The sequence below is a fragment of the Pseudomonas ceruminis genome, from assembly GCF_021602025.1.
GTDB classification, from domain to species: Bacteria; Pseudomonadota; Gammaproteobacteria; order Pseudomonadales; family Pseudomonadaceae; genus Aquipseudomonas; species Aquipseudomonas ceruminis.
Genome location: NZ_BQHW01000009.1, coordinates 20,562 through 33,328, shown reverse-complemented (window position 1 = coordinate 33,328; position 12,767 = coordinate 20,562). Strand labels below are relative to the sequence as shown.

Below are 12,767 nucleotides of genomic sequence, written 5' to 3'. Positions count from 1 at the left end.
GTACAACCCTGCTGGCCACAACCAGAACCGTCAAAGGTTCACCGGGTGCGGCGAGCCAGGGTGGGTAAGCCGATGGTGGTTCAGGGGCGCCAAGCGCCCCCAATGGGCATCAGATACGGAAGCTGCCCACCAGTTGCTTGAGCCGCCCGGCCTGCTGGGCCAGAGCATCGCAATGCTGCAGCGTCTGGTTGAGGTTTTCCACCCCTTGTTGGTTGAGGACATTGATCTGGGTGATATCCAGGTTCAGGCTTTCGACCACCGCCGTCTGCTCTTCGGTCGCAGTCGCCACCGATTGGTTCATGCCATCGATCTCGCCGATACGTTGAGTGACGCTGGCCAGGCGTTCACCGGCCTGGTTGGCGACCTGCACGGTCTGCTCGCTGGACACCTGGCTGGTGTTCATGGTGTGCACCGCTTCGCGGGAACCCACTTGCAGGCTGGTGATCATGCGGTGGATTTCCTCGGCCGACTCCTGGGTACGGTGCGCCAGGTTGCGCACCTCGTCGGCAACCACGGCAAACCCACGCCCGGCCTCGCCAGCACGGGCTGCTTCGATGGCGGCATTGAGCGCCAGCAGGTTGGTCTGCTGGGAGATGCCCTTGATCACGTCAAGGATCTTGCCGATTTCGTCGGTGCTGGCATTGAGCGTTTCAATCTGCTCGCAGGATTCACTGATGCGCTGCGACAGCGCTGCCATCGCGTTGATCGCTTCTTCAACCACTTGCCGCCCACCGTTGGCCTGCTCGCTGGCGCCGCTGGCGTGTTGCGAAGCGTCGGCGGCGTTGCGGGCGATTTCCTGGGTGGCGGCGCCCAGTTCGTTGATGGCCGCTGCGACGCTGTTGGTGCGCATGCTCTGCTCTTCAGAGCCGATGATCGAGGCGTTGGAGGCGTTGACCACCTTTTCCGACAGGTCGTGCACCAGGCGGGTGGCCGAGGACACTTCACGGATCGAGGTGTGGATGCGCTCGACGAAGCGGTTGAACGAGGTCGCCAGTTCGCCGAACTCGTCCTGGCGCTGCACGTCCAGGCGACGGGTCAGGTCGCCTTCACCTTCGGCGATATCGCGCATGGCGCGGCCCATGGTGGTCAACGGGCGCATCAACACCGGGATCAGCAGGCCCAGCAGGCCGGCGATGACGGCCACGGCGATGAGCATGGCGATGATCGCCGAGGTGCGGAACTGGCCGAGCGCGGCGTAGGCTTTGTCCTTGTCGATCGACAGGCCAATGTACCACTGTGCCGACGGCAGCCCGGCAACCGGGGCGAAGGAAATCAGCCGGTCCTTACCATCGAGGGTGACGTCCTGCATGCCTGCGGCGACGTGCAGGCCGCTGCCAGGGTAGATGTCCTTGAGGTTCTTCATCACCTGGTCTTTGTCCGGGCTGACGATCACCTGGCCGCTGCTGTCGGCGAGGAAGGCATGGCCGATGCCGCCGAAGTCGACCGAGTTGATGATCTGCACCAGGGTATCCAGGGTCAGGTCGCCGCCGACCACGCCGATCAGCTCGCCGTTACGTTTGCTTTTCACCGGTGTGGCGATGGTCACCATCAGGCCGCCGACAGCGCCCTGGTAAGGCGCGGTGAGCACGGTCTGCCCGGCGTTTGCGGCGCTGGCGTACCACGGGCGCTGGCGTGGGTCGTAACCGGCGGGCATTTGCGTGTCGGGGCGCTGGGTAAATACGCCGTTGGCCTGGCCCAGGTAGGTGAACAGGAAGTTGCGGGTATAGGAAGGCTGCTCGATCAGCCCGGCCAGTGTCTCGCCGGCCCCTTGCTCGGCGATGTCCTGGGCCAGGTTCTCCAGCACCAGGATGCGCCCGCTCATCCAGTTCTGCACACTGCTGGCGGCCAATGCGCCGGACTGTTGCACCGATGACGCGATGTTCTGGCCGATGGTGTTGCGTTGTAGGTAATCGTTGTAAAGCGTGAACAGCGCAAATGCCAGCACCACAACGCCGCAGGCGCTGAGCAGGATCTTGTGGCGAAATTTCAGGTTCATGTTTCGAGACCTTGAGCCATGGAGGGGAGGGCGCCGCGCGCTCGTGGCGCGATGGCGGGTCCTGTCCCTCCGCTATCGGCTCTTTGGGTAAAAAATTGAAACAGTTACACCCACAAGCTAATGGGATTTCGACGGACGGTAGCCTAGCGTTTTGCCAGTTGCTCAATCAGCAAACGCGCCGCCTGGCGCAGCGGTTGCTGCTTGCGCCAGAACGCATGCACCGGCAGCTGCAGTTCGTTGCGGGTATTGCGAAAGTGCAGGCGCACCAGGCGCCCGGTGTCGATCAATGGCGCAACCCGCGACAGCGGCAGATCACCCCAGCCAAGGCCGGCTTCGACCATCTGCAGGGCAAAGTCGAAACTGTCGGTGGACCAGTGGGTGGCGCCGATCAATGCACGGGGGTCACTCAAAGGCAGGTCGCGGCTGCGCACCAGGATCTGGCGCACGTTGATCAGGTCTTCCAGGTAATGGATACGTCCGTGGACCAGCGCCGGGTGGGTGGGGGACAGGGTCGCCACCAGTGACTCCATGCCGATGTGCTGGAAACCCAGGCGGGCATCGACCTGCAGGCCGGCAAATGCCAGGCACAGGTCGGCGCGGCCGCTGTGCAGCAGGTGCAGGGCGTGCTCCTGGGGCGCACTGACCAAGCCGATGTCCAGCAGCGGGAAGCGCTCGCCGAGGGTGGCGATAGCCGCCAGCAACGGGCGGTGGTCGATGTCTGGGGCCACGGCCAGCGTCAGGCGGCTTTCCAGCCCCTGGGACAGCTCCAGGGCATGCACCTGCAACAGCCCCAGCTGCTCGGCGATCAGCCGTGCGTGGGGTTCCAGCGCCAGGGCTTGGGCACTAGGGCGTACCTCGCGCGGGCCGCGTTCGAACAGCGCATAGCCCAGCTCGGCCTCGAGGTTGCCAATCGCCATGCTGACCGCTGAAGGCACCCGGCCAAGGGCGCGGGCGGCGGCGGAAAACGAGCCGCGGTCAAGTACGGCGAGAAAGAGTTGAATGTTGTCACTGGAAAAATTCATGGCAGCCTCCTGTCAGTCAATCTGATAGCTGCCGACTTTTTCTGTCAATAAGATTGAAGCATTCTTGCGCCCTTCGCTTTTCGTCACATGAGGTAACCCCGGTGCAGGGACTGAAACGCAAACTGGTCTACGTGACTTTCTACGAACTGATCGGCCTGTGCATGTCGACGTTGGGGTTGGCTTACCTGTCAGACACCGAGGCCTCGCACACGGGGCCGCTGGCGGTCATGATCACCACCATCGCCATGCTCTGGAACCTGATCTACAACAGCCTGTTCGAGTATTGGGAGAGCCGCCAGGCCAACCGAGGCCGCAGCGTGGCCCGGCGCGTGGCCCATGCCATCGGCTTCCAGCTGACGTTGGTGGTGTACCTGATCCCGCTGATTGCCTGGTGGATGGGCATGAGCCTGGTCGAGGCCTTCCTGGTGGACCTGGCGTTCATCATCCTGGTGCCGTGCTACACCTTCGCCTACAACTGGGCATTCGACCGCATCTTTGGCTTGCCCACGTCGGCGCTGGCGGCCGCGTGATGCAGTGAAGGACTTGGGTCGCGTAAAGGCCGGCCCAACCACCGCTAGGGCGGCAGGCGCATCAACAACGGGTCCTGCGGCCGCTGCGCACTGGCCAGCAGGCTGTCCTCGACCTGCCCCGACAGGTAGTACACCCCGGCCATGGCGCCGCTCTGGCGGTTCTCCATCAGCTCCTGCCACTCCTGGTTGAGCGCGACGTTGAGGATTACCCGCAACTGTTCGACCATCTCCGGGTGCTCGCGGTCATGGGTGACCATGCCGTAGCCGGCCGCTGCCACCGAAATCATCGCACCGGCCACCTTGCCCACCGCGCTCGCCACCGCGCTGGCGATACCGCGCGGTGCCAGGGTCGCGCCCAGTTTCTCGCTGGCGCGGTTGGCCACCGACGACAAACCCACGTCAGTTTTCCCAGGGCCTTTGGCGGCTTGCTGGTGCAGGTGTTCGCGCAGGGCGAGCCAGGCTGGTTGTTGGTCGAGGGATTTGGCCCGCAGCAATTCATACAGGCTGGCGTCGCGCGCCGGTGGCGGGCCCAGGGCGATGGCCGGGATGCGGTTGAGGCGCTGGCTGAATTGCTCGGGCGGGGCATTGTAGCGCTGGATGATGGCCGGCAGTTGCTGACCGAGCAGTTGCACATACAACTCGCACGCGCGGTCGCGGATAGCCTCCGGGTTGATCTGCTCGGCCACCGGGTCGATCACCCGATTGTGGTACTGCTCCTGCAGGTACAGGGCCAGGCGTTTTTCCGCCGGTTCGCGGCCTTCGCCGCTGTCGAGCTTGTACCAGGCAACCTTGAGCGTCAGCCACTGCTGGGTCCAATAGCCCGTGAACCACGGAATGAAGTCGCTTTCGGTACGTTGTTGCACCTGCTCTTTCCATACCCGCATCGAGCGCCGCGCGTAATCGTTGGCCGAACCGGCAGCACCGGCCGAGGCATCGATCAGGTCCTGGTCGATGCGCTGCCAGGTGGCCGGGTTGAGCACGGCAGGTGGCGGTGGGGCAGGCGGGGGCTTGCCGGCGCAGGCGCCCAAGGCCAGCACCAGGCAAAGCAGCAAGAGGATGCGCGGGCTCACGCGGCCGCCTCCCGGATGTGAGGCCAGTGGTTATCCGAGTATAGGGCTCGGGTCCAGGGGCTGCCTTGCAGCCCATCGCCAGGGTTGCCCATTTAGCTGAGGTCGAGTTTTTCTTCCAGGCGGTCAAGGTGATCATGCATCAACGCCAGCGCCGCCGCGCCATCGCCGGCTTCTACAGCATCGATGATCGCTGCATGCTCTTCCCAGGCGCAGTGGTCGCAGCAGGGGGACTCGTAGCGGGCGATGATCAGCGAGGTCATCGGTACCAGGCCGTTGAGAAACCGTGCCAGCGGCGCGTTGGCGGCCACCTGCGCGAGCTTGAGGTGAAACTCGCCGCCCAGGCGGATGGCCGCGCAGCGCTCACCGCGTTCGTGGTGCTGGCGTTCGCGCTCGACCAGCAGCCGCAACTGGCGCACCTGCGCCGGGCGCGCACGCTGCGCGGCCAGGCTGATCAGCGTGGTTTCGGCCAGGCGCCGGGCACTGAGCACCTGGCGCGCCTGCTGCGGGTCAGGCGCGGCCAAGTGCGCGGTATGGCTGGGGCGTTGCACCACGACCTGCTGGTCCGACAGGCGCCCGAGCACCCGGCGAATCACGGTGCGGCTGACGCCAAAGGCATTACCCAGTGCCTGTTCCGGCAGCAGGCTGCCCGGCGGCAGCCGTTGTTCGAGAATGGCATCGAACAGGCGCGGGTAGATCTGGTCGGCCGACAGGCGTGTCTCACCGGTGGCGAGCAGGGCGGGCAAACGGGGTTCGGTGTGGGCGCAGGCGGTCATGGGCGCTCTCCTGGGGTCATTGGCGCGGATGGTCATCCGGGATGTTCAGTTCGATACCCATGCGCAGGCCTTCGGCAAGGATGTGCTGGCGCATCTGGGCGCTGGCCTGGGCGCTGTTGCGGTCGCGGATGGCGCGTACCACGGCTTCGTTTTCCTTGAGCCGCGCGGCCAGGTGTTCCGGTGAGTTGCGCAGCATGCTGGCGCTTTGCTTGAGCGCGTTGCCGGTTTGCTGCACCACACGCTGGAAGATCGGATTGGTAGTCAGGGCGAACAGGGCCTCGTGGAAGGCAATGTAGGCCTTGATGCCCGCTTCGCTGTCATCGGCATCCAGCGCCTCGCGCATGTCCATCAGGGTCAGGCGCAGTTGGCCGATGTCCTGGCTGTTGGCCGATTGCGCCACCAGGCCGACGATGAAGGGTTCGAGGGTGTAGCGCAGCTCCAGTACATCGGCCAGGCTCGCTGGCGCAGCGTTGTCGATGCCGGGCTCCTGCGCGGCCATGTCTGCATCCAGCACCAGCACGCCCTTGCCCGGTAGCGAACGTACCAGGCCAAGGGTTTCCAGCACCGTTACCGCCTCGCGTAGGCTGGGGCGGCTGATGCCCAGCTGTTCGGCCAGTTCGCGCTGGCCGGGCAGCATGTCGCCGGTGCGCCATTGGCCACGGGCCAGGGCCTTGCGCAGTTTTTCCACCACTGAGTTGACGACGGTCGATGAGCTGATCACGGTTCGCTCCTGAAAAGGCCGGCGTCATTGCCGGCCAGGTTCGCTCAGAATTCCTGTTGATGGGCGTTGGGCTGCTTGCGCGGGGCATGGGCGAAGCCGGGTTTGCCATCGAGCACGTTCTGCGCGCGCTCCAGGTCAATGTCCTTTTCCCAGCGGGCAATGGCCACGGTGGCCACGCAGTTGCCGATCAGGTTGGTCAAGGCGCGGCCAATACCCATGAACCAGTCCACCGCCAATACCAGCACCAGGCCCACTACTGGGATCGCAGGCACGGCGGTCAGGGTGGCGGCAAGAATCACCAGCGCCGACCCTGGGATGCCGTGAGCGCCCTTGGAAGTCACCAGTGATACCAGCAGGATGGTCAGCAGGTCGGTCATCGCCAGGGGCGTGCCGGTGGCATTGGCGATGAACACGATGGCCAGCGTCAGGTAGATGGAGAAACCGTCGAGGTTGAACGAGTAGCCGGTCGGGATCACCAGGCCCACCGTGGAGCTGCCAATCCCAAGGTGCTCGAGCTTGCGCATGATCTGGGGCAGCACGGCGTCGGACGAGGCGGTGCCGAGGACGATGGTCAGCTCCTCGCGCAGGTACTTGATGAAGGGCAGCAGCTTGAGCCCCGATACGCGCATCACGGTGCCAAGGATGATCAGCACGAAACCGGCGCAAGTCAGGTAGAACAGCGCCACCAGGCCACCCAGGTGCTGCAGCGACTGAAGGCCGTACTTGCTGGTGGTGAAGGCGATGGCGCCGAACACGCCGATCGGCGCCAGGCGCACGATCATGCCCATGATGCGGAAGATCACATGGCTGAGTTCGTTGATCAGCCGCGATATGCCGGCGGCCGAGTCACCGACCACATTCAGGGCGCTGCCGAACAGCACCGAGAACAGCAACACCTGAAGGATGTTGTTGTCGGCGAATGCGCCGACGACCGAGGTCGGAATCAGGTCCATGAAGAATGCGGTGGCACCGTGGATATGCTGGCCTCGCTCGGCCAGGCTGCTAGCGTCGGCGCTGGACAACTGGTCCAGGTGAATGTTGGCACCGCTGCCAATGCCGCTGCTGAAGGCGAACACCAGGCCGATCACCAGGGCGATGGTGGTCAGCACCTCGAAGTAGATCACCGATTTCAGGCCGATGCGCCCGACCTTTTTCAAGTCGCCGGCCCCAGAAATGCCACTGACCACCACGCAGAAGACGATCAGGCCGATGAGCATCTTGATCAGCTTGATGAAGCCGTCGCCGAGGGGTTTGAGTTGCAGGGAAAGGTCGGGGAAGCTGAGGCCGCAGGCGATGCCGAGGGCAAGGCCGAGCACGACTTGCAGGAAGATCGAACGCGAGCACCATTTGAGCATGGGAGTGATCTCTGATCGGTGTCCTTGCTTCGGTGCCGCACGGGGCGAAAGAGCGCAGGACTTCATTATTGTTGTGGTCTTACCGGTTTGTTCAGCGCGGGACCATAAAAGCGCGAAAAATCCGACTTTGCAAGGGTTTTTGGCCTTACCGGTCTGACCAGTTGTGGGGCAATCTGGCGTTACTGGCTCTATGTCGGTGCATGCCGTTGGGCGGGGGCAACTGCTCCCGCTCATTGGGTAAAGCACCCGCTGGGGTGGCCTGTGCCAGTTTTGCCAATGCAATCGGCTTGCCAGAGCTTGCTCTCTCATGCAACTAGAAGGCAGGGCTGGTGCAGTGGCCCCTGCCTTCGCTTCAGCCGCTGGCGTTCAACAAAGGTTCGGTCGCGCAGGCGTTTTTAGCCCGTGGGTACGGCTGCTGCGGGCAGGGGCAAGGTCAGCCGGCCGCCTGCTAGGAAAGGGCTGGGCAAAAAAAAACGGCACCTGCCAGAGGTGCCGTTCTTACTTACGCCAACTTATTTGTGCAGCGCTTCAGCGGCATACAGGGTGTTCTCCAACAGGCATGCCCGGGTCATCGGCCCGACACCGCCCGGTACCGGCGTGATCCAGCCGGCGCGGGGCAGGGCGGTCTCATAGACCACGTCGCCGACCAGCTTGCCATCGTCCTGGCGGTTGATGCCCACGTCGATGACGATGGCGCCTTCCTTGACCCACTCACCCTTGACCAGCCCCGGCTTGCCGGCGGCGACCACCACCAGGTCGGCACGGCCGACGTGGCCGGCCAGGTCCTTGGTGAAGCGGTGGCAGACGGTCACGGTGCAGCCGGCCAGCAGCAGCTCCATGGCCATGGGGCGGCCTACGATGTTGGAGGCGCCGACAATGACCGCGTTCATGCCGTACAGGTCCTGCCCGGTGCTTTCCAGCAGGGTCATGATGCCTTTTGGCGTGCATGGGCGCAGCAGCGGAATGCGCTGGGCCAGGCGGCCGATATTGTACGGGTGGAAGCCATCGACATCCTTGTCCGGGCGGATGCGTTCGAGCAGCAGGGAGGCGTCCAGGTGCTCAGGCAGTGGCAACTGCAGCAGGATGCCGTCCACAGCCGGGTCGTCATTGAGGCGGTCGATCAGCTCGGTGAGGGCGTGCTGCGTGGTATCGCTGGGCAGGTCGAAGGCCTGCGAAATGAAGCCGACCTCTTCGCAGTCCTTGCGCTTGTGCGAGACATAGACTTGGGAGGCGGGGTCGGTACCGACCAGGATCACTGCCAGGCCGGGCGTGCGCAGGCCTTGCTGGCGACGCTCCTCGACACGTTGAGCGATCTGCTTGCGCAGGTTGGCGGCGATCGCCTTGCCATCGATTAGGTGTGCAGTCATAGACGCGTGATTAACCATCGAGAAAGGAACAATAAAGAGGGCGCATTCTCGCACGACACAGCCCGAGGGCAAAGGCGGGTGGTCGGGCAAATCCCCTAACCCCTTAAATAATTTAAATTTTTTTGCGAAAGGTGTTGACGCTTTTGCGGCTCGCCTATAAGATTCGCCGCACTTGTCGGGCACAGCCTAGCACTGGTTGGCGAAGTCGGGCAGAATGGGTGGTTTGTTTACCGCTCGTTCGGTTAGGCTTTAAGCTTATGCGCCCGTAGCTCAGCTGGATAGAGCATCCGCCTTCTAAGCGGATGGTCGCAGGTTCGAGTCCTGCCGGGTGCGCCATTAGGCAGCTTGGGCAAGCAAGTAAGGCTGTATAGCGATATGGTGGGCGTAGCTCAGTTGGTAGAGCGCTGGATTGTGATTCCAGTTGTCGTGGGTTCGATTCCCATCGTCCACCCCATATTCTTCAGAGGCGCCTTGATTGTAGATCTGGCGCCTTTGTTTTAAGCGTTACGCGGACGTGGTGAAATTGGTAGACACACTGGATTTAGGTTCCAGCGGCGCAAGCTGTAAGAGTTCGAGTCTCTTCGTCCGCACCATGCTTCTGTAGGGCTGTACTGCAACATTGCAACACCGCAATATGGTGGGCGTAGCTCAGTTGGTAGAGCGCTGGATTGTGATTCCAGTTGTCGTGGGTTCGATTCCCATCGTCCACCCCATATTCTTCGAGGGCGCCTTGATTGTATAATCAGGCGCCTTTGTTTTTTCTGCTCCGCGCGGACGTGGTGGAATTGGTAGACACACTGGATTTAGGTTCCAGCGGCGCAAGCTGTAAGAGTTCGAGTCTCTTCGTCCGCACCATCTCTCTTTTCCCTTCCTTTCAGTCAGTGCAAGGCCGGTGGCGATCCATTGCTTTCCCGTGTCGGTAGTCAGGCGTTGTGCGTCTGTCAGGCGGGTGTGGGTGCCATTTCATTGGCGTGTCCCGCTCACTGATCGCAGCGTAAGCCCTGTTCGTGCGGGTTGTGTCGTTGAGTCAGCAGTTGGTCAGGTTCTTGCTTGTACGACGCCTTTGTGCCGCCTGAAGTGTTATGCCGGGCGTCGCCCCCCCGAGAAAAGGAACTGACATGAAAGTTTGCAATACGCATCGAGTTAACCTGTATCAGGTGTTGCGCGCAGTGTTCGACGCGATGGACAAGCGTCCGGTGGTTGCAGAAGTGGGCGTGCTGCGCGGCGAGAACGCACTGAAGTTGCGTGCGGCGTTGTCGCCGGCCCGCATGGTGCTGGCAGATAGCTGGAGCAAGGATGCGAACAAGGCCTATAGCCCGTTCGATCAGTTGCCGCCATGGGTTTCGCCGGTTGATGAGTACGAGTACTACTACGGTGGCTCGTTGCACGATGACGCGACCTGGGAGCGGCTGTACCAGGAGTGCCTGGCAAAATTCATCGACATGCCTGAAGTTGCCGTGATTCGCGCTGACAGCATCGGTGCCATCGCGAAGATTCGCGAGCAGACCGGTATCGAGCAATTCGACCTGGTCTACGTGGATGCCAACCACCAGTACGAATTCGTGCTGCGCGACATGATGTATTACCAGGAGTTGTTGGGGCCTGACGGCATCATGATGTTGAACGACTGCTGCCACAGTCATCACGGCACTCGGCAGAACCTGGGTGTGCTGGAGGCGCTTGGCAGTTTCATGAAGCGCTCCGACTTCATCCCCGTGGCCATGACCAATACCGACTGGTCCGATGTCATTCTCGTGCGTCGTGATTCGGTGCTGGTGAAACTCTTCGACATGGCGCTGACCAATTCGGACGTGCCTTTCGTTGAGGTGCCTCATCAGTTGGTCACGGCGGCGCGGGTGGTGTACGGCGCGCAGCGCCCGAATATCAGTTTCGTCTGATTTTATGCGCAGGCGGGGTTGTGTCTGGAGCGGGCGACCCCATCTTTGTGCGGGCTCAAGCCAGTGTTTCGTGCTCTGGTGGCGAAGCTATAAAAGCTGATAGATTTCAGCCGGTTGAAACGCCGGCCCAGTGGTCGGTAGAGGAATTGCGCCATGATTGCAAAAGAAGCCCGCCAGGCCTTGGCGCTGCAGCGCTTCGCCGAAGCCAACCCGCAACTGCTCGAAGAGATTCGTGAGCTGGATGCGCGTGAGCAGGCCCAGCAGATCGAATGGGCGTTCGAGGATGCGGCCGATGAGCAGGGCCTCCAGCCCTGGGAGCTGGCGCTGCAACTGATCGCCGAAAGCCCTGAGCAACTGCACGCGATGCGCCTGGAAACACACCGTGAGGTGGCCGAGGCGCTGGGGGTGGAGTGGGAGGAGTACTGCCAGTTCAATGAAATCGACCCGCAATAGGGGCGTTTTCGCAGGGCGCAGTTGTTTGACAAGGTATTTCGGTTGCGTGCCGCCAAAGGCGCTGCGCACCCTACTTATATAAAGAGGCCCGGCGGCACGCCGTGCGGGCCTTGCAAGCTAATCGACCGGCGTGGTTTCCCGTCGTCCCGAGTGGGGTGACTTCTGGTGCGTGACTCACTAGAATGCTTGCCCTTGATTCTGGAGTCGGGCTATCGCCGGCTAACGTCTGTGCAACGAGGAATATCCATGCAAGTTTCTGTTGAAAACACTTCCGCTCTCGAGCGCCGCATGACCATCGCCGTTCCGGCCGAGCGCGTCGAGAACGAAGTCAACAAGCGTCTGCAACAGACTGCCAAGCGCGCCAAGGTTGCGGGCTTCCGCCCAGGCAAGGTGCCGATGAGCGTGATCCGTCAGCGTTTCGAAGCCGATGCCCGTCAGGAAGCGTTCGGTGACCTGGTCCAGGCTTCCTTCTACGAAGCCATCGTCGAGCAGAAGCTGAACCCGGCTGGCGCTCCGGCCGTTGAGCCGAAGTCCTTCGAAAAGGGCAAGGACCTGGAATTCGTTGCTATCTTCGAAGTATTCCCTGAGTTCACCGTTGCCGGTCTGGAGTCGATCAGCGTCGAGCGCCTGACCGCCGAAGTGGCTGACGCCGACCTGGACAACATGCTGGAAGTGCTGCGCAAGCAGAACGTCCGTTTCGAAGCCGTTGAGCGCGCCGCCGAGAAAGACGACCAGGTCAATATCGACTTCGTTGGCAAAATCGACGGTGAAGCCTTCGCCGGCGGTTCGGCCAAGGGCACTCAGCTGGTACTGGGCTCTGGTCGCATGATCCCGGGCTTCGAAGATGGCCTGGTTGGCGCCAAGGCAGGCGAAGAGCGCGTTGTCAACGTGACCTTCCCTGAGGACTACCAGAACCTGGACCTGGCTGGCAAAGCCGCCGAGTTCACCATCACCGTCAACAGCGTTTCGGCACCTCAGTTGCCAGAACTGAACGAAGCGTTCTTCGCCCAGTTCGGTATCAAGGAGTCGACCCTGGAAGGCTTCCGTGCCGAAGTTCGCAAGAACATGGAGCGTGAACTGCGCCAGGCGATCAAGACCAAGGTGAAGAACCAGGTCATGGACGGTCTGCTGGCCGCCAACCCGATCGAAGTGCCGAAAGCCCTGCTGGAAAACGAAGTCAACCGCCTGCGCGTCCAGGCTGTTCAGCAGTTCGGTGGCAACATCAAGCCAGAGCAACTGCCGGCCGAGCTGTTCGAAGAGCAAGCCAAGCGTCGCGTGGTGCTGGGCCTGATCGTCGCTGAAGTGGTCAAGCAGTTCGAGCTGAAGCCTGACGAAGGCAAGGTTCGCGAAATGATCGAAGAAATGGCTTCGGCTTACCAGGAACCTGAACAGGTCATCGCCTGGTACTACAAGAACGACCAGCAGCTGAACGAAGTGCGTTCGGTTGTGCTGGAAGAACAAGTTGTAGATACTGTTCTGCAGAAAGCGACTGTGACCGACAAGTCGGTCTCGTACGAAGACGCGGTAAAACCAGCACAGGCTCCTGCCGAAGCTGAGTAATACGGTTCTCTCGTAGGAAACC

At 62.1% G+C, this 12,767-nt stretch carries 11 protein-coding genes, 5 tRNA genes and 1 pseudogene; 9 read left to right on the top strand and 8 right to left on the bottom strand.

The window, feature by feature from the left end; translation table 11 throughout:
- Positions 1-109: 109 nt before the first annotated feature.
- From L6D80_RS30295 to L6D80_RS12765, 3 genes and pseudogenes are all read right to left on the bottom strand, one after another.
- Positions 110-850 (bottom strand): methyl-accepting chemotaxis protein, encoded by a 741-nt coding sequence (locus tag L6D80_RS30295; protein WP_371263323.1) that lies wholly within the window; start codon positions 848-850, stop codon positions 110-112.
- A gap of 117 nt (positions 851-967) precedes the next feature.
- Positions 968-1,996, bottom strand: a pseudogene (mcpA, locus tag L6D80_RS30290) (methyl-accepting chemotaxis protein McpA); the annotation flags it as partial.
- 143 nt (positions 1,997-2,139) lie between these two features.
- A complete protein-coding gene (locus L6D80_RS12765; RefSeq protein ID WP_054903193.1) occupies positions 2,140-3,018 on the bottom strand; it encodes a LysR family transcriptional regulator in 879 nt (292 codons plus the stop codon).
- Between the two features lie 101 nt (positions 3,019-3,119).
- Here L6D80_RS12765 and L6D80_RS12760 point away from each other — a divergent pair, with 101 nt between their 5' ends.
- Positions 3,120-3,548 carry a PACE efflux transporter gene (locus L6D80_RS12760; protein ID WP_176514505.1) on the top strand — a complete coding sequence of 143 codons (429 nt, stop codon included), beginning with the start codon at positions 3,120-3,122 and terminating at the stop codon, positions 3,546-3,548.
- A gap of 44 nt (positions 3,549-3,592) precedes the next feature.
- Here L6D80_RS12760 and L6D80_RS12755 read toward each other — a convergent pair whose 3' ends face one another.
- The 5 genes from L6D80_RS12755 to folD all read right to left on the bottom strand — a co-directional run bounded on the left by L6D80_RS12755 (position 3,593) and on the right by folD (position 8,834).
- Positions 3,593-4,618 (bottom strand): hypothetical protein, encoded by a 1,026-nt coding sequence (locus tag L6D80_RS12755; protein ID WP_054903195.1) that lies wholly within the window; start codon positions 4,616-4,618, stop codon positions 3,593-3,595.
- 92 nt (positions 4,619-4,710) lie between these two features.
- Complete coding sequence (locus L6D80_RS12750) at positions 4,711-5,391, bottom strand: GntR family transcriptional regulator (RefSeq protein WP_054903196.1); 681 nt, start codon at positions 5,389-5,391, stop codon at positions 4,711-4,713.
- A 16-nt stretch (positions 5,392-5,407) separates the two neighbouring features.
- Positions 5,408-6,112, bottom strand: coding sequence for a FadR/GntR family transcriptional regulator (locus L6D80_RS12745; RefSeq protein WP_176514503.1), 705 nt, complete (start codon positions 6,110-6,112; stop codon positions 5,408-5,410).
- A 44-nt stretch (positions 6,113-6,156) separates the two neighbouring features.
- Complete coding sequence (locus L6D80_RS12740; protein ID WP_054903198.1) at positions 6,157-7,467, bottom strand: C4-dicarboxylate transporter DctA; 1,311 nt, start codon at positions 7,465-7,467, stop codon at positions 6,157-6,159.
- A gap of 512 nt (positions 7,468-7,979) precedes the next feature.
- Positions 7,980-8,834 (bottom strand): bifunctional methylenetetrahydrofolate dehydrogenase/methenyltetrahydrofolate cyclohydrolase FolD, encoded by an 855-nt coding sequence (gene folD, locus L6D80_RS12735; RefSeq protein ID WP_054903199.1) that lies wholly within the window; start codon positions 8,832-8,834, stop codon positions 7,980-7,982.
- Between the two features lie 259 nt (positions 8,835-9,093).
- On the opposite strand from folD, the gene L6D80_RS12730 reads away from it, so the two are divergent.
- The 8 genes from L6D80_RS12730 to tig all read left to right on the top strand — a co-directional run bounded on the left by L6D80_RS12730 (position 9,094) and on the right by tig (position 12,745).
- A tRNA-Arg gene (locus tag L6D80_RS12730) sits at positions 9,094-9,170 on the top strand.
- Positions 9,171-9,212: 42 nt separating this feature from the next.
- Positions 9,213-9,288 (top strand) — tRNA-His (locus L6D80_RS12725).
- Positions 9,289-9,342: 54 nt separating this feature from the next.
- Positions 9,343-9,427, top strand: a tRNA-Leu gene (locus L6D80_RS12720).
- A 44-nt stretch (positions 9,428-9,471) separates the two neighbouring features.
- A tRNA-His gene (locus L6D80_RS12715) sits at positions 9,472-9,547 on the top strand.
- 57 nt (positions 9,548-9,604) lie between these two features.
- Positions 9,605-9,689, top strand: a tRNA-Leu gene (locus L6D80_RS12710).
- Between the two features lie 263 nt (positions 9,690-9,952).
- A complete protein-coding gene (locus L6D80_RS12705; protein WP_054903200.1) occupies positions 9,953-10,732 on the top strand; it encodes a class I SAM-dependent methyltransferase in 780 nt (259 codons plus the stop codon).
- A 153-nt stretch (positions 10,733-10,885) separates the two neighbouring features.
- Positions 10,886-11,185 (top strand): DUF6388 family protein, encoded by a 300-nt coding sequence (locus L6D80_RS12700; RefSeq protein WP_054903201.1) that lies wholly within the window; start codon positions 10,886-10,888, stop codon positions 11,183-11,185.
- Positions 11,186-11,431: 246 nt separating this feature from the next.
- Positions 11,432-12,745 carry a trigger factor gene (tig, locus tag L6D80_RS12695; RefSeq protein WP_176514502.1) on the top strand — a complete coding sequence of 438 codons (1,314 nt, stop codon included), beginning with the start codon at positions 11,432-11,434 and terminating at the stop codon, positions 12,743-12,745.
- The last annotated feature ends 22 nt before the right edge of the window (positions 12,746-12,767 follow it).

Excerpts from the sequence above, each read along its gene's own strand:
- L6D80_RS30295 (WP_371263323.1), bottom strand. The coding sequence starts at position 850 with ATGCGCACCAACAGCGTCGCAGCGGCCATCAACGAACTGGGCGCCGCC.
- L6D80_RS12765 (WP_054903193.1), bottom strand. The coding sequence starts at position 3,018 with ATGAATTTTTCCAGTGACAACATTCAACTCTTTCTCGCCGTACTTGAC.
- L6D80_RS12750 (WP_054903196.1), bottom strand. The coding sequence starts at position 5,391 with ATGACCGCCTGCGCCCACACCGAACCCCGTTTGCCCGCCCTGCTCGCC.
- L6D80_RS12740 (WP_054903198.1), bottom strand. The coding sequence starts at position 7,467 with ATGCTCAAATGGTGCTCGCGTTCGATCTTCCTGCAAGTCGTGCTCGGC.
- folD (WP_054903199.1), bottom strand. The coding sequence starts at position 8,834 with ATGACTGCACACCTAATCGATGGCAAGGCGATCGCCGCCAACCTGCGC.
- L6D80_RS12705 (WP_054903200.1), top strand. The coding sequence starts at position 9,953 with ATGAAAGTTTGCAATACGCATCGAGTTAACCTGTATCAGGTGTTGCGC.
- L6D80_RS12700 (WP_054903201.1), top strand. The coding sequence starts at position 10,886 with ATGATTGCAAAAGAAGCCCGCCAGGCCTTGGCGCTGCAGCGCTTCGCC.
- tig (WP_176514502.1), top strand. The coding sequence starts at position 11,432 with ATGCAAGTTTCTGTTGAAAACACTTCCGCTCTCGAGCGCCGCATGACC.